The sequence below is a fragment of the Polystyrenella longa genome, from assembly GCF_007750395.1.
GTDB classification, from domain to species: domain Bacteria; phylum Planctomycetota; class Planctomycetia; order Planctomycetales; family Planctomycetaceae; genus Polystyrenella; species Polystyrenella longa.
Genome location: NZ_CP036281.1, coordinates 1,575,852 through 1,600,332, shown reverse-complemented (window position 1 = coordinate 1,600,332; position 24,481 = coordinate 1,575,852). Strand labels below are relative to the sequence as shown.

The window sequence follows — 24,481 nt, the reverse complement described above, 5'->3', positions numbered from 1 at the left end:
TTTTGTATTTCATCACTGCTCCCTGGCTCCATAGTCCGTTCCAGATCAAAAGGCCGATCAAACCCATCTGTGGTCCTGATCGACCTTTTTTTTCGCGTTTTGGATGATTGTTTCGTACATAATTATGGAGGGGGAATATCTGCTCCCTTCGCTATCTGAAATCCCCTCACGGAACATTAGACTGGCGATTTAAGTAAGTAGCGTCTCCAATTGTCCAGCGATAATTAGTGCGACTATTTTGATTCCGCACCTTGCAACATCTGCGGGGATGAAAGAAGATAGTGAGATCCAATGCGAGTTCCCACCGAACCCCTCACCCTCCCTCAGAATGATCCTACCTGAATCAAAGCTGAATATTTTTCCGATCAAGTAACTGGGATATCAAACACATGACCGAGCATTCAAACGTTTCTACATCGCGTCGCGACTTCCTGAAAAACTCCGGCAAGATAGCCGGGGCAACCGCGATGGTTGGCACCACTCTTTCGCAGTCCGGCTTATTTGCTGGCGAAGACAATACGATCCAGCTTGCCTTGGTCGGTTGTGGCGGACGAGGTTCGGGAGCGGCAGCCAACGCTCTGGCCACGACCAGCGGACCGATCAAACTGGTTGCGATGGCCGATGTGTTTGAAGACCGACTTTCCAACAGTTTCAATCAGCTGCAGCAGGCTCACGAAAAGCAAATGGACATTCCGGAAGATCGGAAATTCATCGGATTTGATGCTTACAAACAGGCGATGGATTCTCTTCGTCCAGGCGACGTAGTGATTCTAACGACTCCCCCTGCTTTCCGCTGGGTGCATTTCAGTTACGCCATTGAAAAAGGTCTTAATGTCTTCATGGAAAAACCGGTGACCGTCGACGGCCCGACCACCCGGAAGATGTTTGACCTCGCAGATAAATCCATCGAAAAAAACCTGAAAGTTGGCGTTGGCCTGATGTGTCGCCATTGCGATGCCCGTCGCGAGTTGTACGACCGAATCAAAGAAGGTCAGATTGGCGATATCCTTGAACTCCGTGCTTATCGTATGGCGGGACTGACCGGAACAGCCTTTACGGAACGAAAACCAGAAGGCGAGTCTGAACTGATGTATCAGATTCGTAATTTCCACGGTTTCCTCTGGCTCAGCGGTGGTGCCTATAGTGACTTCCTCATTCATAACATTGACGAAAGTTGCTGGATGAAAGATGCCTGGCCGGTCTCTGCTGAAGGTGCTGGTGGACGGCATTACAAAGGCGATTACGTCGACCAGAACTTCGACAACTACAATGTCGAATACACCTTCGCCGATGGAACCAAGCTGTTCCTTCGCGGTCGCACCATGCCTGGTTGTGTGCCCAAGTTTGCCAGTTATGCTCATGGAACCAAAGGTTCCGCAGTCATTTCCACGGCAGGTCACATTCCCGCGAAGTGCCGCATCTATTCTGGCTACAACGAGACCAACGACGACCTCGTGTGGGCTTATCCACAACCAGAACGTAACCCGTACCAACTGGAATGGGATCACCTGATCGAAGCGATTCGCAATGACACCCCTTACAACGAAGTGCATCGGGGTGCCGAAGCCAGCCTGATCACATCAATGGGTCGCATGGCTTCTCATACCGGCCGTTTGATTACTCGGGATGACATCCTGAATTCTGAGCACGAGTTCGCTCCAAACGTCGATCAGTTGACTCTGGACAGTCCTGCTCCGCTGACAGCTTTCGAAGATGGTACTTACCCGGTTCCTCTGCCCGGTCTGTTCAAAGAGACTGAGTACCCAGTTTAGTCAAACTGGCATTTTTCCAAACAAAAACCTCTCCCAGTCTGTTCTTATGAGCAGTGGTGAGAGGTTTTTTTAATGATTTTGATGGCCAGATCGCAAAATGTGGAAAAGAAGCCGAGATCGGCACTAGTACGGAAGCCGATTGGAGTTATAATCGCCGCACCGCAGAAACAGTTGAACCTTGTTCACCCCGCCAGCCCTGTTGTGCTGAGTTGAGACAGCTGGCTTCCGTTTCTAACGCACTAAACACCACTGAACCGGTGTTTCTTCGACGAATCCGAAATCGATAGATTCGTCTAGCTGCGCTATGACTCATTCGCAGGATTAATCCCCCCGCTTAAACGCCGGGGCGTACTATCGCGCAGCTGAATCCGTTACCAGATAGAGCAATCAAAACATTGTGTTCTTGTGCGCCCTTCAACGGATGCAGTTTTAAATTTTGCCGGTAGATTGTCTTCGCCGACAGCACGGCAGACTGCGCTGATCTTTTATTCCACCGAATGGGACCTCCCTTGACCGAGTCTACCAAATCATTTTCTGATCTGAAATTACGTAAAGCGATTCTGAAATCCCTGGAACAGGAAGGGTACGACGTACCGACTCCTATTCAGGCGGAATCGATCCCTCATATTATTAACGGCCACGACCTGATTGGTTGCGCACAAACAGGAACCGGTAAAACGGCCGCCTTTTCGCTTCCGATTTTAAGCTTCCTTGATGAAGATCGTCGGTCTGCAAAACCAAACTGCCCCCGAGTTCTGATTCTTTCCCCTACCCGGGAACTGGCCATTCAAATTGGCGAGAGCATTCAGACTTATGGTCGCAACATGAAGTTCCGCCACGCGGTCATTTATGGCGGCGTGAGCCAGCATCGTCAGACTAAGGCACTCAACCGAGGAGTTCACCTGTTGGTGGCAACACCGGGACGTTTGCTCGACCTGATGAACCAGGGTTTCATTCACTTGAATGAACTGGAAATCTTCGTGCTGGACGAAGCGGACCGAATGCTCGACATGGGCTTCCTTCCCGACCTCAAGAAGATCATCAAAACCTTGCCCGATGAACGGCAGTCACTCTTCTTCTCGGCTACGATGCCCCAGAAAGTTTCGCAGTTGGCGAATAGCCTGCTGGTCGATCCGATTCGTGTAGAAGTATCTCCGAACAGTTCGACCGTCGAGAATATTAAACAGGTCGCCTACATGGTGCCTAAAAACAAAAAACGGGATTTATTGCTCCAGTTGCTGGAAGATTCCAACTTTGGATCGGCCATCATCTTCACCCGAACCAAACGGGGGGCGGATCTGCTAGCGACAAAATTGCATCAAGGCAAAATCAAAGCGGAAGCAATCCACGGCAACAAATCACAGGCAGCCCGTCAACGGATTTTGAACGGTTTCAAAACTGGCAAGACTCACATTCTGGTGGCAACCGACCTGGCTGCCCGCGGTATTGATGTCGATGGCATTACCCACGTCATCAATTTTGATATGCCACAGGAAGCAGAAGACTATGTCCATCGCATTGGTCGTACCGGCCGGGCGGGAGCGACTGGAATCGCAGTCACGTTCTGCGAACCCGGGCAAAAACGAGGTCTCCGCGACATCGAACGGCTTACCGAGAGTCAGATTGAAATACTGACGAATACGTTCCAACCTCTTCAGGGTGGAGCTAATGATCAGGATACTCGAACTGAAGATGAACTTCGGGATCCACGTCCTCAACAACGACGTAAGTTCCAACGAAAAGAAGGCCCGACCTCTTCGCCCAGTGGAGAACGTAAATTCAAGGGACGACCGGGACGGAAGAAATTCAATAAGAGTAGTTCCGAAAGCTCGGAAAGCTCTTTCGGAAAACCTCGAACCAAAAAGCCGTTCAAAGGCAAACCCAAACGGAAACCAAAACCAGCCCGACGCCCCGGTAAATAATTCGATTTACCGACCGGAAGAGCGGCGACGTTTCTGGATCACCTGATCGAAAGTCTGTAAAAAATTGGACCGTGCCTGTTTATCAAATGGGCGCGGTCCTTTTGTTTCGACTCCTGCGGCGCGAAGATGTTCTCCGACTTCCCGTCCGGCAAGAATGGAACCGATATTCTCCCGGGTGAACTCCCCTCCCCGATGATCGAGGACGGCGGCACCTTTTTCCAGACATCGCGACGCAAGTGGAATGTCGGCAGTAATGACGATGTCTTTCGCGGTCGCCTTCTCGGCGATCAGATCATCAGCCACATTGGCCCCCTGCTTGACGATGATCAGCTCCAGCCAGCTCGCTTTAGGCGCATACATCCCGGCATTGGCGACGAGCGTCACGGGAATTCCGTAACGCTTCGCCACCTTGTAAACTTCATCTTTAACCGGGCATGCATCCGCATCAATAAGAATCTGCATTAACTCAATGTCCACCCGGAGCGGTAGTCCCGTTTAATGAACTGATTCGCTTTATCCGTGTTGGTGACCTTCATTTTTTCGGCATCCCATTCGAGACGAGACCCCGTTCGATAAGCAACGTTCCCCAGATGATTGGCTTCAGTCAGCCAGCCGGCATACTCGAAGTTGCATGTCGTTGGAGCCCCTGTTTTACAGGCGTCAATCCACTCGGCATGGTGACCGATTGAATTCGGAATGAATGGTTCCGGAGCTTTGAAGTCAACAAACTGTTCCTCAGGCAATAAGGCGTACTTACCGTAGTCGGCCAGGAGCATTCCTTTGTCACCGACAAACAGCACTCCGCTGCCCCACTGGGGAATTCCGTTTTCCGTCCAGATGGCCGGTTTATTTTTGCCTTGATACCAAGTCAGTTTCACGGGCGGCATTTCTTCACGGGCACCGTATTCGTAAGTCACCTGCATCGACGCGGGGGCGATTTCAGCATGCGGGACTGGCCCCTGGGCTTCGATTGCCAGTGGAGCTTTCAGTTTGAGTGCCCAGAAGGGAAGATCGATCCAATGGCTTCCCAAATCGGACATGGTTCCGTTACCAAAGTCCCACCAGCGATACCATTTCGGGCCCGGGAAATAGACATTGTTATAAGGTCGAGCGGGAGCAGGCCCCAACCAGAGATCCCAGTCCAGTTGTTCGGGAATGGGATCGGCTTCTGCAGGCCGGTCTTGCGCAAAGACAATGTCTTTCGCGGCTTCAAAATCCTCACGTGATTCATGTCGGCCCCAGGCACGGGAAACCCATACATGAGCTTCCGTTACGTTGCCAATCGCACCGCTCTGGATCAGTTCCACAACACGACGGTAGTTGTCACCCGCATGAATTTGGGTTCCCATCTGCGTCGCTGTTCCCGCCTGCATAGCGGCTTCTCGAATAATGCGGGCTTCGGAGATGCTGTGTGTTAATGGCTTCTCGCAGTAGACATGTTTGCCATCCTGCAATGCGGGTAAGGTCGCGAAGGCGTGGGTATGTTCTGATGTGCTAACGACGACGGCGTCGTAGTTGGAAATTTTGTCATACAACTGCCGAAAGTCGACGAACTTTTTCGCTTGGGAATGTTTCTCGGCAGCGCGTCCGAGATTTTGAGCATTCACGTCACAGAGAGCGACAATGTTTTCGGAAGAGACATTCTGCAGGTTACTGCCACCACGTCCGCCGACACCAATGACGGCGATGTCCAGTTTATCATTCAGATTCTGACCTCTCAAAAACGCAGGAGCGGCAAAGGTCGAAGCACTGGCGATAGCAGTGGTCTTTAGGAACTGGCGGCGAGTGACCTCATTGCGGGGGGGACTATCTTTGGCAGGCATGTTGTATTTCCTTGATTCGTTCTCGAAGTATTCGAAATTTGTTTCACTCATTTCTTATACCAGAATACCAGACGAACAATACCTTTGCGAACCCTGCTTCTTCGGCGCAGCGGTGGCGAGATTCTCCAGACTTACGTAGGAAGGAATAAGCGGAGGAGGCGTATCTTGCGAGGACTCATGGCCAGAAAAGGCTACACAATGCATGGGACCGGATGACAATCGAACAGTGACCGAAGCGATCGCTGGCAGGTTCCAACACCAATTCCCTCTTTTCAGGGAATGGTGAAAGGGTCCAGTATCCCGAGCCCCCCCCCCCCCGTCAGGCGGCTTTTTTATTCGAATTGGCCATCTTTTTCGCAACCATAATCAGCGTCTGTTTTCGTTTCGAATTCCGCAGCGAGGAGAGAGCCTTCGACTTCAAGAGTTTCCCGCCGAGATATCGAAAGCGACGCAGCCGGGGTAATCGCGCGGGGTAGACTTCGAGCGGTGTAAGCCCCGCAGCGAGCGCTAATGTACGAAAATCGTCTTCGATAAAATTCTGTACGTGTCCCCACCGATGGAAATGACATTCACACTCAGGGCAAGTGATTTCCAGTTCTGACAATTTTTCGTTATACGGAGTCGTCAGGACCAGGTGCCCATCTGGTTTCAATACTCTTGTCAATTCGGCCAGCACTTTCCCCGTCGTTTCGGGGGTAAGATGCTCGATGACCTCTGCGCAGAACACGGTATCGAATTCGCCACTCGTAAATTGAAGGTCTGTGAGGTCGCCGCGCTCCACGATTTCACTTTTGGGCGCAAGATCGACACCAACCGTCTTGGTATTCGTAAGTTCTTTTCGAAGTGTCGCAACCAGTGTCCCATCGCCGGCCCCGGCGTCGAGAATCCTTTTTCCGAGAAAACCACGCGTCAGCTCGATCAACACAGCGGAGTTCTTCGCCCCCTGATAGGCGGACTTGTTTCCATCCCAGAAACGCTGATTGTGTTGAATATCCAAAGATTGACCGTCCATGTACTCCTCACCCTTCTGCCTGCTCAAGCGACGCCTGACGTGTTAAATTAGATCCCATCCTGAAACCCGGCTGTGACTGTTATTGGGCCTAATAATAAGGGATCAATGAGATCCATCAGAGGGTTCCAGGACCGCTAATAGAGGCGTGAAGTATCTAACGAGCGTTTTTTCCTGTCAATCCCAAATCGACAGGCGCACAGAATCCAATCATCCTGATGACCAGTCCCCCTTAGCGTTTCCCTACCGACCCGTTCCTTTCACTGCTTAATGGCGAAAAATAAATCTCACTCTGCAGAATTCTTGTTCCGAAGCAGCTTTGGGAACCTTATTGCAACTCCAGGCACGCTTTCAACATGACCTGCAACGGTTCCGGTTCAGCCAACCGGTGATCCGTGCCGACTTCGATCAGCGACTTCAAATCGAGTTGGCTGTTGGCGATCAATTCTTCACTGTCGGCATAGGGAATTACGTCGTCCGCCCGGGAGTGAAGCACGCGCGAATTCGATTTTATCGTGGCTACAGAGCCCCAGTTCTTCCAGGCGGGACATAGTAGTACCAACGGCGTCTGGCCACTTTGAAGGTTCATCGCTACCGCGCTGCCGCGTGATGAACCGACAATGACATCGGGATGCTCATCGTCGTAAACCTGCTGGGCTGTTCGCACCGCTAAACCGAAATCGTCATCATCGAGCGCGGGATTGAGTACCTGATGGCCAGCGTTCTTTAGCGATGTCGGTTTCACCCCACCGACAACGCTGTGCCAACCATGAAGGAAAAGAATTTTCATCGTTACGCCTGTGGTTCCTCACTTTGCAAACTTTTAGCAGCAAAGGCGAGCATCACTAGCGACCAACCATTCAACAACATATCAATTCCGACGAAGACGCCAATCACCCACAACCCTGAAAGAGGCCATTGTTGCCAAATGGCAATCCCCAGGATCAGGCTGACTACGCCGTTCAACAGCAGCCAAACCCAGTTTTGATAACGAACCGCAATCGCTACGATGATACGAAACAGACCACCAAAGATGAGGAACATGGCGATTAATAGAGTCAGAGTAATCGCTGTTGACCCAGGATTCGCCACGATCATGAAACCAATCACGGTGTAAAGAATCCCGCTAAGCAGATCGATAAAAAATCCACTCCACGCCTTGCAGGTGAAAGCATGGACGGTTTGCAGAATGCCTCCAATAATCATCAACCACCCGATAAAGACCATCGTAGCTAATGTCATCGTGACCGAGGCACCGAGAGCGATGACTCCCAGGACGACTAACAGGATTCCTAAACCGAGGAACCATCCCCAGCGTTTGCCGAGTTCCTCTGCCCCGACCAGATGTAACGAGTTCATACTAAGTTGATTATCCTGACTCATTGCGAGTTCCCCCATGATCTTTTACGAAGTGCAGCTTCTGTAATTATGAAACATCCTTGACGACAGGATCGATCTACCTCCATGATTACGAGAGGGTTTTATTATCCTTCGCTTCGATCAATATTGTAGTGATCAATGTTGTATTTATGTCATCCTAACCTAACTAACAGAGCAACACCAAGTCCGCCGACCAATCTCAATCTCACAATAACAACGATCTACTCTTCTTCAAACGCTCCTCGCAATCGATATTTTCTCCATTTCAAATAGTCGGCTCGAAGCCATTGCTATCAACGAGTATCTGTTTTCCAATTTGGATATCCTCCCTCTTCAATCCGAGAATTACTAGAAAGCGCTCCCATGCAACCCGGACGATACCGCCATTACAAAGGGAATGAATACCTGGTCCTCGAAGTTGCGAGGCATAGTGAGACGATGGAAGAACTCGTCGTATACCGTCAGGACTACGGCGATAAAGGCCTGTGGGTCAGACCCCGGGAAATGTTCGAAGAGTTGGTCACAGTCGACGGCACTCCGACTCCCCGCTTCGCATACATCGGCCCAACAGATTAATTTCCCGCTGTCATACGCCAAAAGACGCTCCACAAAAAAAGGACTCACAGCGAATTGCTGTAAGTCCTTTGATATTAAGATAGCCGAGGCGGGACTCGAACCCGCACGACCTTTACGGTCCCGGGATTTTAAGTCCCGTGCGTCTGCCATTCCGCCACTCGGCCGTGGTGGTCTCTTGTCGAGATGATAGGTGGCATCGATTCCCTCGTGTACAAACATCAAGAAAGCCAATACCATCCAGAAGTCCTTTTACCGGATTGTGTTGCTGCGTTCAACTGTGTGGGGCCGGTTTTTGCTGAATCCTCCTCGGGGACCTTGGATTCCAAGGGGATAGAGCTGGTATTGGAAGGGTAGGTTCGGGCGATATTGCATTTTTCTAATTGGCGGGGCTGGGCCGGATCGGTTCTAATGAGAGAATGCCCAATCTTCGCGTTACTCCCCATTCGCAACGAGCCGCCTGATCATAAAGAGTGAATCATGAACGATGATTCCCGTCGATGTTTCCTGATTGCCTTTTCTATTGCCCTGATTCTACCTCTTTGTTGTTCCAGTCGATTAGTTGTCGCCGAGGAACCCGCTGCGGAAGAAATCGTCTCGGCGACGCTGAAGGTCGCCAGCATCTCGTTCGTTCCTAAAAAGTGGAATAAAGAAGCGAATGCCGTCCGGTTGGAGAAAGAGATGCGTCGTGCAGTGGAAGCGGGGGCCGAACTCGTGATCACTCCGGAAGGCATGCTCGAGGGGTATGTCGTTAATGAAGTGATTCACGAAGAAGATCCGGAGCGTAAAAAAGAGCTGACCAACCGATTCCAGGAACTGGCAGAGCCAATTGACGGCAAGTTCATTCAGCGATTTCAGCAACTGGCGATCGATTTGAAAATCTATCTGATACTGGGATTTCTGGAAGCCGACAGCGTCACGGAGAAGACATTCAATACGGCAGCACTGTTTGACCCTGATGGCAAGTTAGTTGGAAAATATCATAAGACACATTTCCATCAGGGATACGAAGTCAATCCACCAGGATATACAGCGGGAAGCGACTACCCTGTATTCTCCATTCATGATCCTGAATCCAAACAGGAATTGAAGGTAGGAATGATGATCTGTTTTGATCGTCAACTTCCTGAACCCGCACGACAGTTAACATTGAACGGGGCCGACTTGATTGCGTGCCCTTCCTACGGAAGCTGGGGGGATTGGAACACACGTTTAATGCAAGTACGAGCATACGAGAACCAGGCGTATGTCGTTTTTTCTCATCCCAATCAGTCGCTGCTAATTGATCGCGACGGGGAGATCATGCAGGAGGGTGCTGAGGATAGTTTTGCCATCATGACCATCGACCTCGACAAACTGAAGAAGACTCGTCGATCGGTGCGTAATCGACGACCGGAGACGTATCGGGAAGCCAATACTCCTTAAGCAGACGCTTTAGCACATTCCTTAAGAAAATAGCCCGTTCGCTGTCTGGCAGTTTGTTTACTGCCCAACTGTGACGAGCAACGTCAGCCCAAAGTTATAGGCGTTGAAAATGGAGTGCATGGCGACGCAAGCGAGGAAGCTCACTTTATAATAATAAAGCATGCCCAGGATGAGCGCGAGCGGTATGAGTGGCAACGAATCTGGAAAGCCGTGGACGAGAGCGAAAAACAGAGCCGTGAAGACGATCGCCAGGACAGGCCGAAATTGCTGAAACGCACCCTGAACACAAACGCGAAACAGCATCTCCTCTGTGATGGAAGCCAGGAAGATTGCCGAGAAACCGATCATCAGAATATTAGGCAGAGTCCCCTGCTCTTTCATCATCTTGATCAAGTCATGAGCATTCTCTTCGTTTCGAAATGAATAGGTAATCAGAATGGTTATCAAGATGAGTGGCATCGCCAGAAGGAAGCAATAGGCGCCCGCCTTGATTTGATCCGCGAGATCATCCGCCCGGAAACCACAATCCGCCAATCGGACATGTCCCCGCACGTGGGCGAAAACGAGAACCGTCAACATCGCGTAAAACTGACAACCCGTTACAATTACCAGGTATGGTAATTGCCACTCGGCAGGCATTGAACTTTGTGGCAGATGAAGTGCATCCAGTAATTCGCCCACATACGCCCGGGAAACTAGCAAGACGCCAAGCCAGGCAAGAAAACAGAAGAACGCGATTTGTCCCGTCATCGGTTGATCGAGAACTTTCGGTTTTTGTAGCGATGCAATCAACTTATATTGCAACAAGCGATCCTGAGATAACCGGTACCACGCCCAGAACCCCAGAAACATGACTGCGCCCATCAGCAGCGTCGCCAGAATTTCCATGGGTTGTGCTTCTTCAGTCACAGCAAACATAATCGAAACCGGTATACAACTTGGGAAAAGTGAGCAGCAAAGAGAAAACTGATCCGGCAGAGAAAATCACTCAAGCGGCAGCAGCGACTCAGTAAGGAAATCTTTGTTCTTTATCGAGAACGCAGTTTACAGAATATGTATGTCGTCAGGCCATGACCGACAGGGCTTTTCCAGAAGTTCTCCTGAAACCCTCTGAGAGATCAAACTTACGCATACTCTGCAGGTAAAACAATAGTCGTAACCAGGTTTCAGGATGGATTCTAAACTGGTTCCAACGTCATTCCGTCCCCTGTGAGAATCGACCGGAACGGATTGGTTTCGATCTTGTTTGAAAACGGGTATGATGCCGAATAATCCCTGTATTCTTCGACAGAAGCAACATCCCAGAGGCGGGTTCTTTCTTCCTGCCCTGCTTGAATATCCACATCGATAAGCCAGGAATGAGGTCGAGCACGCGTGTCCAATGTACTTGAAAAAATTATGCAGACGAAACGAGGAGAAATTGACCGCGCACGCCAGCAGACCTCAGAAGAAAGTCTGCGCGAGCAACTGAACAGTGCTCCGCCAGTGCGCGACTTCGTGCAGGCTCTTCGGAATGCCTCGAATGTCGGGTTGATCGCCGAAGTGAAAAAGGCCTCGCCCTCCGCTGGTTTAATACGAGCCGACTTCGACCCAGTTCAGATTGCACAAACATACGAATCGAACGGAGCCAACTGCCTCAGTGTCTTAACTGATGAACAATACTTTCAGGGGCATCTCGATTTCCTCAAAGCGGTCCGGCAGGCCGTGCAGATCCCAGTGCTGCGAAAAGAATTTATTCTGGATCGGTATCAGATAATTGAAGCCCGCGCCGCGGGAGCCGACTCGATCCTGCTGATCGCCGAATGTCTTCCGCAGGAACAACTGGCTGACTTGTACGGTTATTCGGTGGAACTTGGCATGGAACCCCTTATCGAATTGTACGAACCGGAAAACCTGGATCGGGTACTCAGTTTGAATCCGAAGCTGGTCGGTGTGAACAATCGTAACTTAAAGACATTCAAAACTGATTTGGAACATTCGTTCCGCCTGCGAAAACAGGTTCCCACCGATGTTGTATTCGTCAGCGAGAGCGGTATCAAAACCCATTCCGATGTTCAGCGATTGGTGGAAGCAAACGTACAGGCGATGCTGGTCGGCGAATCGCTGATGCGTCAACCGGATATCGGTGTCGCTGTTCAGCAACTTCTGGGAACCAAATCCCCAATATCACTTAAGTCTTCTATTCTATTTACTTCACATATTCTCCTCTCACCACTTCAGGAGCCTCTCGTGACCGAGACCCATCAGGATGTTGAACATGTCCTCGTCGTTCCCACCTTACTTTTCCACGAACTGGGACATTTCCAGGGATTTTCCGATGACATGGATCGGTACTTGAAAACCTTGCTGGATCCGATGCATACGAGCTACCTCCCCCGCAACGAGATGGAAGAGGATCCCAGCTACAAGCAGTTAATTCCTTATTGCATTTTCCGCCACGAAGGCAAGATTTTTTACTATCGCCGAGGTGGTACCTCAGGTGAAAGCCGGTTGAAGAAAAAACGCTCGATCGGCATCGGCGGCCACATTTCTTCGATTGATTCCCATGCGGAATCGGTCTATCGCGAAGGAATGCGTCGGGAGATTGAGGAAGAAGTTGATCTCGCGTCTGCCTATACAGAAGAATGCGTCGGAATGATTAATGACGACGAAACCGAAGTGGGTCGGGTCCATTTGGGTGTTGTCCACGTATTTGAGTTAGAATCGGCAAAAGTTCACCCACGGGAAGAGTCGATACAAGAGACAGGGTTTGCCACACCGGACGAATTACGGCAGGAACTTGATGATTTCGAGACCTGGTCGCAAATTTGCCTCAAGGAGCTGCTGGTGTGAGGGAACTGTCCTGACGAAATGTGGGACGGAACCCAACGGGGTCTTTGCAAAAGTTACAATCATCCCCCCCAGAACATTGAGTCACCAGAGCAGGATAACTGCAAATCCAACGCCTGCCTGAACAGTCAAACTTCGAGACAAAGACAAACAGAGTCAAAGACAAAGGAGTGTCTGATGAGTAACGTGTGGACGCGTACTGCAGGAATCACCTGTTGTGGAATGCTGCTAGTATTGGCAGTGGGAGTCGGTATGACCAGCTCTGCCGAGGCGGCGGATTCCTCCGCTGTCCCAGCTCGTCAACTGACGAACGAAGACCTTGGAAACATGCTGGGTGGATTGGGACTGAAAACGGTACAGGAAGAGTCCCGCTATGACTTCCAGTTCAAAGCGATGCACAAGGAAGAAGAGTGGGAACTTTCCATGTCTGCCGTAATCAGCCAGAACGGTAAATCGATCTGGGTAATGGCCTGGTTGGACGAGCTTCCCAAATCACCAGGCGATGTTCCCCGACTTTCCTTACTCCGACTTCTGTCTGAGAATGATCGTCTGGGTAACGGAAAATTCTTCGCCTACATTGCCAGCAACCGTCGTTTCGTAATGCAACGAGTTGTTGCCAACGAAAACATGACTGCTCGCGAATTGCGAACAATTCTGGAAGACCTGGGATACAGCGTCGCCCAGACTTACCCCGCCTGGAACGTAGCGAACTGGAAATCCAACAGTGGCCCATCCAATGAAGCCGCTTCTACAGAGGCTGCTCGCAGCAACGCTGCCTCACCACAGCGTCGGGACGTCAAAAGTGCCGTCAACGATTCCAAGTTCCAGCAGACTCGCCAGAACTAAATCTTGTTCAAGATTACTGTGGCGAAGATCACTGTGGCGGTTTTAAAGTACAACATTCCATAGTTGAGGCGAACATCATCTAAAAAGTGATGATCAAAAATTAAAGCCAGACATCGATAACGGTGTCTGGCTTTTTTCGTTCTCTCATTCCTTACTGTTAATCGGCCTGCTTCTCCGAAGAGAATAACTTACTGCAGACAAACTCCAGAGCCGCCACCGAGTTTTTGTAATTAGTGGAATGGCCCACTTCAGGACGATGAATCAAGAGCGTGTGGGGGTGCAGCTTCTTCAGAATCGACGCCAACCGTTGGCAACTCTCTGGAGGAACGAGCGTGTCCTGACCGCCTGTGGTCATCGCGATGGGCATGGTGAACCGCTCCGGCCAGTATTCGGCACTGCGCCGTTTGTACTCTTCCGGTATTTCCTTTTTCGTGCCCCCGTACGAAGCCGCAATAAACTCCTGAAATTGTTCGTATTCCAGATGATTGGCTGTTCCGTTGAGGGCGACCACCCCGTCAATCCGTTCGGGATGAAGGGCTGTGAAAGTTAAAGCCGAGCTTCCTCCCATCGATCCGCCCATGATGAGAGTCTTATCAATTTTATATTCGGCTTTGACCTCTTCCAGAATCTGAAGCACATCCGCTTCTGCAGTCGGCCCCATCCAGGAAGTCTTCGCTCGGTAATCGGGGGCGAGAAAGATCATCCCGTACTTGGCCGCCACATCTCGCGCAGCGGCGCACTCCCCGCGTGGACTTTGAATGAACTGCCAGCGATCCGATCCATGGCCGTGCAGGGCAATCATCAACGAATGCGAAGCAGCTTTATCGAACTCAGGCGGGAACAATAATATGTATTGCTGCTCGCTACCATCATGCTTCGCGGTGAAACTGATATCCAGCGGTTTCAATTGTTCCTGGGCTGCGGCAAAGGGACAGCACGTTAAGCTGACGAACGTAAGCCAAACGAAAAGTCGACGGTTCATTCAATATCTCTCCTGGAGTCTGCCAGTTAATAGAAGTCGTTCTTACCAGAAGAAGTAGAAGGTAAACCAGACATTAAAGAGGATCAGTACTAATGCATACCAGCGGGGTTGCAACCAGACAGGCACCGGTTTGGAAAAGGGATGCTCCAGAACGGGGGGAAGTTCAGAATGGAGTACTGTGTCATTGATAAGTTCGGACACGGGTTGCGGTTTCCAGAAAAGGTAGGTGAGCGACATGCTGCCTGCGGTGAGACCCATCGACCAGACATAAACGTACCAGCGATTCACCATAATCTCTGGTAACTCTGTACCGATGAGAGACTCCAACCAATCCTGACGTTGCAGGAAACAGCACATTCCAAAGGTTCCGCCCACAATCAATCCTACCAACCCGCCCTGCTTCGGTACTGAGGTTAACGTTCCCATCAGGTAGATCGCAAACAGAGGTGTTACAAACACGGAGACCAGGGCCTGTGTGGCGTCGATCATATTCCGGTAGGAGATAATATAAGGAATGTACAGAAACCCGAGCATCAACACGCCGATGGTGGCGATTCGTCCCGCCTTCAAGTAATGAGCTTCCGATTGGCCGGGTCTGAGCCAGCGAGCATAAATGTCTCGGGTGAATAGAGCCGATAGCGCTGATCCCATGGAATCGAAAGTACTGACGGTCGCGGAAACAATCCCCGCCATCACCAGCCCTTTTAACCCCATCGTCAGGAAGTCGTTTGCCAGTATCGGAAAGAGAGCGTCGGCCTTCATGTCACCCGCGGTGAAATCGGGATACAAAACTCTCCCGAATAGACCAAGTAGCATCACAGTCAGCATGAGTGGAATGCCGAGAGCCGCGCCGAAGATGGAGGCCATTTTCATGTCCCAGAGTGATCGGGCTCCCATTAACCGCATCGTTTGAGTGTGATTCACGGTGTAATATCCGACACCGATGATCGTCCAGCCCAGCATGATTCCGAAAGGATGAGTATTGTCAGCGGGGTCGACAAATTCCCCCATGTGGATCCAGTTTTCGAGTTGTTGCGATTCCGCTCCCTCTGGAGGGGCGTCTTCTTTAGATCCAACCCACCCTTTTTCCTGAACCCATTGCGGATCAGGTAGGGTTGCCAGCTTCTCCCGTAATCCGTCCCATCCTCCCACGGCGTTCCAGACAGAAACGAAAATACAAACACTGCCAGCAAAGATGATCAGACTCTGGAGGGCGTCGGTCCAGACAACAGACGCCAGACCTCCCCAAACAGTATACGCGGCCGTCAGCAGCACGAGTAGCACAATCAGTGCCCAAGCCATTGTTGGTTCCAGACCCACCATGCCTATAAGCATGAGGTAGAAGGACCAGACCATGAGGCCGAGAATCGCCGTGCGGTATTGAATTTGAATCAACGCGCTAAACAGGCGCAGGGATTTCCCAAAGCGATATTCGAGAAACTCCGCATTGGTGTAACATCCCAGTTTGTACATCCAGGGAACGATGAGAAACGCGGAAAGACAGCAACCCAGCGCTGTGGCAATCGTGAATACCGTGAGAATGTGAATCCCATTGTTATACACATGCCCGGTGACGGACACGAGGTCCGCGTTATCAATCGCCGTCGCGACGATAGACAGCCCGAGCCCCCACCAGGGTAGCGAACGTCCCGCGAGGAACCATTCACTTCCCGAAGTGGTTTTTCGTGACAGGTAAAATCCATATCCAATGATCGCACCATTCAACACGAGGACGATCAACCAGTCCCAGAGGGTCATTTATTGGTCTTCCGTAAGAGGAACGGTGAGAGCAGAGGGAATGAATGCCAACGAGCGTCGGCGGAAGTTCGATCAGAAGGTTTTCAAGACATCAGGAGATACATTGTGTGCGAGGCAGACCAGGATATCCCCCTGATTAGTCACAGTCGGACCGCGATGAGCAATCAGAATACCGTCCGAATGCGCTTCGATGATAGTCGGTTCGCGATCGGGACGTTCCGGGAAATGAAGTGCACCAAGCGGCTGGCCCGCGGCAACATCCTGTCCAACATCGACCAGGCTCTCATAAAGGCCCGACTCGGGAGAGAACAGATAATCCTTTGCATCCAGAGCTTCGATCCAGCGAGTCGGGGCGAGGCCCAGGCTTTCTCGGGTCTGCACTTCCCCTTCAACCAGTCCGAGATGGACGAGCACGTTTCGCAAGCCAGATTGAGAGAGTTGATGCAACGGTTGTGAAGTCACTTCGCCTCCCCCCAGCTCCGTCGTGATAACGACCTTGCCCTGACTTTCGGCTTCGACCGGTAACAGCCCTGTACCGGCGATATCGGCATAAAGAAAGGCGAAGTCAGTATTGTAGGCCATCGCTCCTCGAGCCATCTTCTGACGTTGTTCAAGATCATCGACCAGATGCATATGGGCACAGGGATAGAAGTAAACACCCCGCCCGCCAGTGTGTAAGTCGATGACAACATCGGCTTGCGGGAAAAGTTCTGTTGTCAGGTAATGGGCGATGACCTCGGTGAGCGTTCCAACCGGGTCTCCAGGAAAGCAGCGGTTCAGGTTTTTCCCATCTACGGGGGAAAGTCGTGTGGAGGCTTTCGATGCGGGTACGTTCAGAATGGGGATCATGATCACGCGACCGTTGATTTGTTCCACATTTAACTCCCGCATCAATCGCATGATGGCAATTTGTCCCGGGTATTCATCCCCGTGGTTCCCTGCCATCAACAGAACTGTCGGCCCTTCTCCGTTGGCGATCTGCGCGATCGGGATTTGCAGTTGTGACCAACCGCTTAAATTATAGGAATAGGGAACGGATAACGTACCCCACTGTTTGCCCTGTTGTTCATAATCAATACTGGACCGGATAGGCGATTTGCTCATGTTCATATTTTCGATGGAAGAAAGTTGGAGGGGAAGTAGGCGGAGGTACCGAGTTATTTCGATTCTGCCACGATCAGGTCAGCAACGAAGTCTTCGTTGAGAGTTACTCCCAGACCGGGACGATCGGGAACGGTAATCCAGCCATCCTCTGCCTGAACTTTTTCGAGGGTCAATTCGTTACGAATCGGTTCGTCTTCCACGCAGTCCTCGAAGATGAACGCATCCTTACACGTACTTAACCAGTGCAAACTGGCGGCTACGGTCAGCGGACTGGTATAACAATGATTGCAAACACGGGCACCAATTTCCTGCACACGCTGTTTGATGTAAGACGCATCAGTGAATCCGTTACGAGCAAGATCGACTTGATAAACATCCAAGGCCCGGTTGTCGATCAAGGGTCGGAATGACTCACGACCACACTCTTCTTCACCCGCCGCAATCGGGACCGGTGAACGATCTCGCAGCCATTTGTATCCTTCAACGTCGTGCGGATGCAGTGGTTCTTCGAGCCATTCGATATTGTAATCAGCGAAGGCGTTCGCCCGGCGTAACGCGGTTCGTGCGTCCCATACGCAACCGGCGTCGATCAACAACGTCGCATCGCCCATACCTTCGCGAGCCCCTGCAACCAGTTCAATGTCGAGTTGCTCCGATTGCCCCATTGGTTCCCAACCGAATTTGACTGCCGTGTACCCTTTATCAACCCAGCGTTGACCGATTTCACGTGTTTCCTGGCCATCTTTACCAAACAGAATCGAGGCGTAGGCACGGAAATTGTCGTGATGCTTTCCACCCAGCAAGCGGTGAATCGGTTCGCCGTAATGTTTTCCTTTCAAGTCCCACAGAGCCATATCGATCGCACTCATTGCCGTGATCGTCACGGAGGTCCGGCCAAAGTAGAGCGTGTGGCGATGCATCTTCTGCCAGAGCCGTTCGGTCTCCAGTGGATTCTCGCCGATGAGGAGTTCCCGCAGCCCACAAGCGACGTTGTGGGAATAAGGGGCATCGATAATCGCTTTGACGACTTCGGGAGAGGAATCAGCTTCTCCGATCCCTTCTAATCCGGTGTCGGTACGAACACGAACGAGAACGGAATCCTGACAACTGGCTGTTTTATTAGTCACGGACTTGGAGCGGAGAATCTGACAGACAACTTGTTCGATTTTCATGAATGAACCTGAAGCGTGGATAAGACTGGAAGGGTTAAATGGATAACTGATTTAGACAAATATTGTCGACCAATTTTAGATCAGGCGAGAATCTCTTTGACCACACGACCATGAACATCGGTCAGACGGAAATCGCGGCCTGCGTAACGGTAAGTTAACCGTTCGTGATCGAGACCAAGCAGATGAAGCATGGTGGCGTGAAGGTCGTGAACGTGGACTTTATTATCCTGCGCGGCGAATCCGGTTTCGTCGGTCGCCCCGTGGACGTGGCCCCCTTTCACTCCTCCCCCAGCAAGCCATGTGGAGAAACCGTAATGATTGTGATCGCGACCATCCAGATTAGGGAGCTCAGCGACAGGAGTTCTTCCGAATTCGCCTCCCCATAGCACGAGAGTCGAGTCGAGCATACCCCGTTGTTTCAAGTCAGTCAGGAAAGCGGCGATCGGTTGATCCCACATGCCACACAGACGCCGGAGTGCCGGTTCAATCCCGCTGTGATTGTCCCATTCCTGTCCACCACTGTGCCAGGCTTGAATGAATCGAACTCCCCGTTCGAGCAATCGGCGGGTGATCATTAACTGGCGCCCCTGCAGGCCATCACCGTACATGTCGTGAATGTATTTCGGCTCTTTACTCAGGTCAAAAACATCGGACGCTTCGAACTGCATACGATAGGCAAGTTCATACGATTGAATCCGGGCTTCCAGGTTCGGATCGTGGCCGCGGTTATCCAAATGTCGGGAGTTCATGCTCTGTAATAAGTCGAGCTGTTTACGCTGTCGGTCTGGTTCCTGGGGATTGGTGATATTCTCCACCAGTGATGAAACCCGCGTCTGTTTCGTATCAATATGGGTTCCCTGATACGCCCCCGGAAGAAATGCCGAACGCCAGTTCTTGGGACCAACGACGGGAAACCCATTCGGACAAAGAACCACGAAGCCTGGCAGATTCTCGTTTAGCGAACCTAACCCGTAATTGACCCAGGAACCAAAACTGGGCCGCGGCAGTGTATTGTCCCCACAGTTCATCAACATGAGTGATGGTTCATGGTTGGGGATGTCTGCGTGCATTGAACGGATGACACACATGTCATCGACGTGCTCTGCTGTTTGAGAGAACAGCTCGCTCACCTCGGTGCCGGATTGACCATACTTCTTGAATTTGAAAGGGGAACCCAATGCTCCACCCGTTTTGCGCTCCGTAGGTAAGGCGGGGTTCGGCAGAGGCTTGCCATGAAATCGCGTCAGCAGTGGCTTAGGATCAAATGTATCGACATGAGACGGACCACCATTCATAAAGAGGTGAACGACCTGCTTTGCGGTCGCCTCATGATGTGGTTTGTGCTGTGCCGTCGCGAGACTTGCCGTATTGGAGGTTGTGGCTGCTTCCGAACGGGCAAGATCGGCCAATGCCAGCATCCCCATGCCCATCCCACAGCGGGTAAGCATTTCGCGACGATTCCAGTTGTCGGTATTCTCATTCAAGATATGCATCCATCTCACCATTTTCTGGAATAAACCCAGGTCGAAATTGAATGAAGTTCAAAGGTTTTTCAAAACCTTGAGACGAAGGTCTCTGAGTTCTGACGTACTCTGTCTCAATTAAGTCACTGTCTCAGTTAATCGACGAACTGAAACTCGTTGGACAACAACAGTATCTGTGCCAGGCTTTGCCAAGGGGAGATACGTGTCGGACCATTGGGATCGTGGAACTCTTCAGTATAGTTCCAAGTCGTCGGGGTCGGTTTCTCTGTGACATTCGGTTGAGCCCCTTCCACCGCCGCCAGCTGAGCGGGTATCTCCGTAATGACGGGGGACCACTCGAACATATCGTTGTTCAGTTCCTTCAGGATATCAACGACGAAGTCGAGCGATTCGCCCTCTTTCAGAGATACGGTCTCCACATCTGTTCGGACTTCCGATTGATGAATCACCCACGGCCCTGCGATCTGCTTTCCGCCGACATGGATACGTCCCCGCACGCCATCGCCGGGCGTGAGGGTATGTTTGAATAATCCATTGATCGAAACGGTCATCGCTTTCGGTGCCGTCCAGCGGACGACCGCGACATGTTGCAGGTTGTTCCCCGGATGCCCGCCGGTAGAATTGAGGTAAACCCACCCCAATTTACTATCAGGTAAATTAGTGCCGCCCTGCAATTGATCTCCCGTCCAATGCGGTAACGGTGTAAACGAAGTCAAAAGCGAGTTCGCTTCGTCATAGGCTCCGTAACCGTATTGCCAGGGTGACTTCACGATTTCAAGAGGTTGTTCATGCTCCTGGAGTTCGCTATTCAGGAATGCCTGCATGTCGGTTATTTCGTCTGCGGTCGGTTTCCGATGCAGGATATTCTCAAACAGAGTGTGAACGCCCGCCTCCATGTTCTCTGAACTGGTAGCCATGTTTGACAATCCCGCTGCGCTGGCGAGCACCAGGGGATGATTCATCAGGAAGAGTGCCTGTCCCGGAACAGTCGTTTTATCCCGGGAGCCACTGCTGACATCGGGAGGTGGAAAATCGAACATCCGCATGACTGAAGGGAGATCCTGCCGATTGATGTGCGTATACATTGTGCGGCGTTTGTTGTTCTCTTCCATGATCCCGTTAACCGAAGGGCCACCAACCGTCAGATCGAGTCGACCGGAAACGGCCAGTAAGGCATCTCGCATTGTTTCAAAATCCAACCGGCGGCGGTTCATTCTCCACAACAGTTTGTTCTCGGGATCAACCTGTTCGCCCATTTCGTGACTTGTGGAGGACTGCTGCCAAGTTGAGGAGGCAAGAATGTAACGGTGCAATTTCTTGATCGATCCCCCTTCCCGCACGAACCAGGTTGCAAGATGATCGAGCAACTCGGGGTGGGTCGGCGGACTACTCTGCATACCGAAGTCGCTGGGAGTCCTTACGAGCCCTTCTCCGAAATGATGTTGCCAGACACGGTTCACGATCACACGCGCAGTTAGTGGATTATTTGTAGCGACTATTGCTTCCGCCAGTTCACGACGACCACTGCCCGAATTAAAAGGAGCATTCGAAACATCGCCGAAGAACCGGAGGTACTGGCGAGTAACGATATCCCCTGGCATGGCCGCGTTGCCTCGTTTGAGAACGCGCGGTTCGATGATTTGTTCTGCGTCGTTCACGACGAGCATCTGGGCCAACTCCGTCGGAGCCTTCGCTCGCACGGCATCCATCGCATTGTTTAATTCGTTGACTTTTGCCTGCGATTTTCGATCCGGGAAGAGGCGCAGCAACTTGAACCCGTGATAAGGGGTCCGCAGGGGCGAATCCGCACCGGCGATGATCTGATTCACTGCTTGCTCTTCTGCCGTCAGTTGCTCAGCGGGTTTCCCCCCGACTTCATTCAGCACTTGCATATAGACATCAATGACTGCTTCGAAGCCAGTTAACGGGCTCGCTTGCAGGCGATCCAACAGCAGTTGGTTTGTTGAGCCCGGTTCCGTCTTCTGTTGTTCAACCAGTTCGTTCAGAACATGCGATGCCTGTTCCGGAAATTCTTCTGTGGTAAGTCTGGCGAGACGATGCCAGGGGACAAATACCGGATCCTGCTGTTGCTCCGTATCTTCCAGATACTGTTTCCAGATGAGCAGTAACTGCGGACTGAGATCGTCGCCATCGACAATCACATCGAAGTTGGTGGTATCGGGACCACTGCGTTGTGATTGCGCGACCTGCATGTACTCGCGTAATCGTTCGCGGCCCGTTTCGAGGACTTTGCGGTATTGCGTCAGGTAATGTTCTTCGAGCGTGATCGCCGCCTGTTTGATCTCGTCTGCCTGAGCTTGCAGATTCTCCGGAATGTGCTCTCCCGCACGAAACGGAAGATGCAGTGGTTCCACCGAGTTTCTGAAAATCCCATAGAAGGAATAGTAGTCTTCTATCGGAATTGGGTCGTATTTGTGATCGTGACAACGGGCACAGCCCACAGTAAGCCCGAGGAATCCACGTGTGACCACGTCGATCCGGTCGGCCATGATGTCGTGAACTTCGTTTTTGAAATGCGGGCCGACGGTGATAAACCCGAGCGCCGCCTGCGCATCGTAAGGTGCGTCTTCGAGCTGGTCCGCCGCTAACTGTTCTTTCACAAACTGCCAGTAAGGTTTGTCTTCATTGAAACTCTGAATCACATAATCACGATAAGTAAACGCGTTATGGAATGTGGGTCGTTCGAAGAAGACATACCCTTTGGTATCCGCATATCGTGCCAGGTCGAGCCAATGCCGCCCCCAGCGTTCTCCGTAATGTGGCGATGCAAGTAACTCATCTCGATACTGATTGATAATGGACTTGCGTGAATCGCCATTTTCTTCCATTTGGCGAAAGCGTTCGACTTCAGCAAACTCTAAAGGCAACCCCACCAGATCCCATTTCAAACGCCGAAGCACCGTCGACAAATCCGCAGGCGTGGAAGGCTCCAACTCATGTTCTTCAAGACTGGATAGGATAAATCGGTCGATATCGTTCTGAGGCCAGTCACTGTTCTGAACTTCGGGCACAGCGGGATCGGTGATCGGTTGGAACGACCAGTGTGATTTAAAATCAGGACCGGTATGACTAGCATCGTTGTCCGTCGCGGGCCAGTAGGCTCCCTGTTTAATCCACTCGGTCAGAAGTTCGACTTCTGCGGATGGAAGTTCTTCGTCAGGTGGCATCTCGTATGACTCGCGACGTACAGCATCTATCAGGAGGCTTTCTTCGGGCTTAAAGGGAACGAGTGCCGGTCCACTGTCTCCCCCTTCCAGAATCGCCGCATGTCCATCGAGACGAAGAGCCCCGTGGGTTTTCTTCGGTCCATGACATTCGACACATCGATTTTGCAGGATGGGACGAATACTTGTTTCAAAGAACTCGATCTGCTTGGCCGATAGAACGGGAGCCTCGGTTTCGTTTTCTTCCGCACAAACATTGGTCATCAATGCCCCTATCCCCAGAAGTACCAGGGTGGCCATCGTCAGTCGCAGCGGTTTGATTATGGAAATGAACTTCATTCTGTTCTCTCCCGCCTCTTCTTTTTATGAGGCGATGGTTCAGCAGTGATTTATTCAGTTTGATCAATTCAAAGATCGAAATTAATTGATTGCCATTTATCGAATATGGGCTTCGAGCAACTGGATAGACAATTGGGAGTCCCCCGATTTGAATGCGTTAATCAAAGGAGTGTGCTCGCGGTAAATGTCCATCGGATCGGTATACCGAAGATGCGACTCACGAAAGTGCCCACGAACGCGGGAAACGATCACCGACCAGGTCGCCAACAGGTCGGGCGAATTAGACCGTTCCACCAGAAAGCGATGAAAGGCGATATCCTGTTCGGAAGCCGTTGCGAAATCGCGAGCACGACAAGCTTTCCGCATCTCTTCCAGAATGTTGTCCCAGCGATCAAAGTCGGCGTCGGTTAAATCGTCCAGAAAGAGTCGGACCGCGTAACCTTCAATCGTGCGGCGGAGCGGAATGATCAATTCCTGAATTTCATTCGGAGCCGAGGCCGCCACTTGAGCCCCTCTGTTACGGTCGGTATGCACAATCCCTTCCCACGACAACTGTCGCAAGGCATCGCGAATAGGGCCGCGACTGACGGAGAACCGTTCGGCAAGATCGACCTCGCGCAACCGTTCTCCCTCGGCGATACGCCCGGAGTAAATGTCTTCTCGCAGTCGCTCGACGATCTGTTCGCCCAGCCCGCGTACGAGTTGTGGTTCCATATCAATTGCTTCTTAACAGATTTTTTGAGTCGGTAGTCATCACTAAAACGGGGACTGGGATAGCCAGGAATTACACCTCGCCCGTAAATTGTTAACAATCTACACTAGCACACACAAGGAGCAAATTGGGGTATTCTCTGGAGCGACGACCAAAAAGCCATCAC

General features: G+C 51.4%; 19 protein-coding genes and 1 tRNA gene. 6 read left to right on the top strand and 14 right to left on the bottom strand.

Features of this window, described 5'->3' with window-relative positions:
• Positions 1–389 precede the first annotated feature (389 nt).
• Entirely contained in the window at positions 390–1,772 is a 1,383-nt protein-coding gene (locus tag Pla110_RS05985; protein ID WP_144994209.1) for a Gfo/Idh/MocA family protein, read from the top strand.
• A gap of 509 nt (positions 1,773–2,281) precedes the next feature.
• Positions 2,282–3,694: a DEAD/DEAH box helicase gene (locus tag Pla110_RS05980; RefSeq protein ID WP_231742929.1), complete on the top strand. Its 1,413-nt coding sequence runs from the start codon at positions 2,282–2,284 to the stop codon at positions 3,692–3,694.
• Between the two features lie 6 nt (positions 3,695–3,700).
• Here the strand turns inward: Pla110_RS05980 and Pla110_RS05975 are convergent, their stop codons facing one another.
• The 5 genes from Pla110_RS05975 to Pla110_RS05955 all read right to left on the bottom strand — a co-directional run bounded on the left by Pla110_RS05975 (position 3,701) and on the right by Pla110_RS05955 (position 7,909).
• Positions 3,701–4,156 carry a YaiI/YqxD family protein gene (locus Pla110_RS05975; RefSeq protein ID WP_144994205.1) on the bottom strand — a complete coding sequence of 152 codons (456 nt, stop codon included), beginning with the start codon at positions 4,154–4,156 and terminating at the stop codon, positions 3,701–3,703.
• On the bottom strand, positions 4,156–5,517 hold the full coding sequence (locus tag Pla110_RS05970) for a Gfo/Idh/MocA family protein (protein WP_144994203.1): 1,362 nt from the start codon (positions 5,515–5,517) through the stop codon (positions 4,156–4,158). The genes Pla110_RS05975 and Pla110_RS05970 overlap by 1 nt, the downstream gene beginning before the upstream one ends.
• A gap of 319 nt (positions 5,518–5,836) precedes the next feature.
• Positions 5,837–6,529, bottom strand: a complete 693-nt coding sequence (locus Pla110_RS05965; protein ID WP_144994201.1) for a class I SAM-dependent methyltransferase — start codon at positions 6,527–6,529, stop codon at positions 5,837–5,839.
• Positions 6,530–6,854: 325 nt separating this feature from the next.
• Positions 6,855–7,316, bottom strand: coding sequence for an alpha/beta hydrolase (locus tag Pla110_RS05960; RefSeq protein WP_144994199.1), 462 nt, complete (start codon positions 7,314–7,316; stop codon positions 6,855–6,857).
• 2 nt (positions 7,317–7,318) lie between these two features.
• Complete coding sequence (locus tag Pla110_RS05955; protein WP_197440536.1) at positions 7,319–7,909, bottom strand: HdeD family acid-resistance protein; 591 nt, start codon at positions 7,907–7,909, stop codon at positions 7,319–7,321.
• Between the two features lie 360 nt (positions 7,910–8,269).
• Between Pla110_RS05955 and Pla110_RS05950 the strand changes: the two genes are divergently transcribed.
• Entirely contained in the window at positions 8,270–8,482 is a 213-nt protein-coding gene (locus Pla110_RS05950; RefSeq protein ID WP_144994195.1) for a DUF1653 domain-containing protein, read from the top strand.
• A gap of 80 nt (positions 8,483–8,562) precedes the next feature.
• Here Pla110_RS05950 and Pla110_RS05945 read toward each other — a convergent pair.
• Positions 8,563–8,646: transfer RNA gene (locus Pla110_RS05945), tRNA-Leu, on the bottom strand.
• A gap of 313 nt (positions 8,647–8,959) precedes the next feature.
• Between Pla110_RS05945 and Pla110_RS05940 the strand changes: the two genes are divergently transcribed.
• Positions 8,960–9,904, top strand: a complete 945-nt coding sequence (locus Pla110_RS05940) for a carbon-nitrogen hydrolase family protein (RefSeq protein WP_144994193.1) — start codon at positions 8,960–8,962, stop codon at positions 9,902–9,904.
• A gap of 57 nt (positions 9,905–9,961) precedes the next feature.
• Here Pla110_RS05940 and Pla110_RS05935 read toward each other — a convergent pair whose 3' ends face one another.
• Positions 9,962–10,822, bottom strand: coding sequence for a CPBP family intramembrane glutamic endopeptidase (locus Pla110_RS05935; protein ID WP_144994191.1), 861 nt, complete (start codon positions 10,820–10,822; stop codon positions 9,962–9,964).
• Positions 10,823–11,278: 456 nt separating this feature from the next.
• Between Pla110_RS05935 and trpC the strand changes: the two genes are divergently transcribed.
• Together trpC and Pla110_RS05920 are read left to right on the top strand one after the other, a co-directional pair.
• Positions 11,279–12,736, top strand: a complete 1,458-nt coding sequence (gene trpC / locus Pla110_RS22855) for an indole-3-glycerol phosphate synthase TrpC (RefSeq protein WP_231742928.1) — start codon at positions 11,279–11,281, stop codon at positions 12,734–12,736.
• A 174-nt stretch (positions 12,737–12,910) separates the two neighbouring features.
• Positions 12,911–13,579: a hypothetical protein gene (locus Pla110_RS05920; RefSeq protein ID WP_144994189.1), complete on the top strand. Its 669-nt coding sequence runs from the start codon at positions 12,911–12,913 to the stop codon at positions 13,577–13,579.
• Between the two features lie 157 nt (positions 13,580–13,736).
• Here Pla110_RS05920 and Pla110_RS05915 read toward each other — a convergent pair whose 3' ends face one another.
• From Pla110_RS05915 to Pla110_RS05885, 7 genes are all read right to left on the bottom strand, one after another.
• Positions 13,737–14,561, bottom strand: coding sequence for an alpha/beta hydrolase family protein (locus Pla110_RS05915; protein ID WP_144994187.1), 825 nt, complete (start codon positions 14,559–14,561; stop codon positions 13,737–13,739).
• Positions 14,562–14,603: 42 nt separating this feature from the next.
• Positions 14,604–16,319 (bottom strand): sodium:solute symporter family transporter, encoded by a 1,716-nt coding sequence (locus Pla110_RS05910; RefSeq protein ID WP_144994185.1) that lies wholly within the window; start codon positions 16,317–16,319, stop codon positions 14,604–14,606.
• A gap of 72 nt (positions 16,320–16,391) precedes the next feature.
• Positions 16,392–17,423, bottom strand: coding sequence for a succinylglutamate desuccinylase/aspartoacylase family protein (locus Pla110_RS05905; RefSeq protein ID WP_144994183.1), 1,032 nt, complete (start codon positions 17,421–17,423; stop codon positions 16,392–16,394).
• Positions 17,424–17,476: 53 nt separating this feature from the next.
• Positions 17,477–18,595 (bottom strand): mandelate racemase/muconate lactonizing enzyme family protein, encoded by a 1,119-nt coding sequence (locus Pla110_RS05900; protein WP_144994181.1) that lies wholly within the window; start codon positions 18,593–18,595, stop codon positions 17,477–17,479.
• 80 nt (positions 18,596–18,675) lie between these two features.
• Positions 18,676–20,088 carry a DUF1501 domain-containing protein gene (locus Pla110_RS05895; protein ID WP_144994179.1) on the bottom strand — a complete coding sequence of 471 codons (1,413 nt, stop codon included), beginning with the start codon at positions 20,086–20,088 and terminating at the stop codon, positions 18,676–18,678.
• Positions 20,089–20,213: 125 nt separating this feature from the next.
• Entirely contained in the window at positions 20,214–23,603 is a 3,390-nt protein-coding gene (locus Pla110_RS05890; RefSeq protein ID WP_144994177.1) for a PSD1 and planctomycete cytochrome C domain-containing protein, read from the bottom strand.
• Positions 23,604–23,699: 96 nt separating this feature from the next.
• On the bottom strand, positions 23,700–24,317 hold the full coding sequence (locus tag Pla110_RS05885; RefSeq protein WP_144994175.1) for a GntR family transcriptional regulator: 618 nt from the start codon (positions 24,315–24,317) through the stop codon (positions 23,700–23,702).
• Positions 24,318–24,481 lie beyond the last annotated feature (164 nt).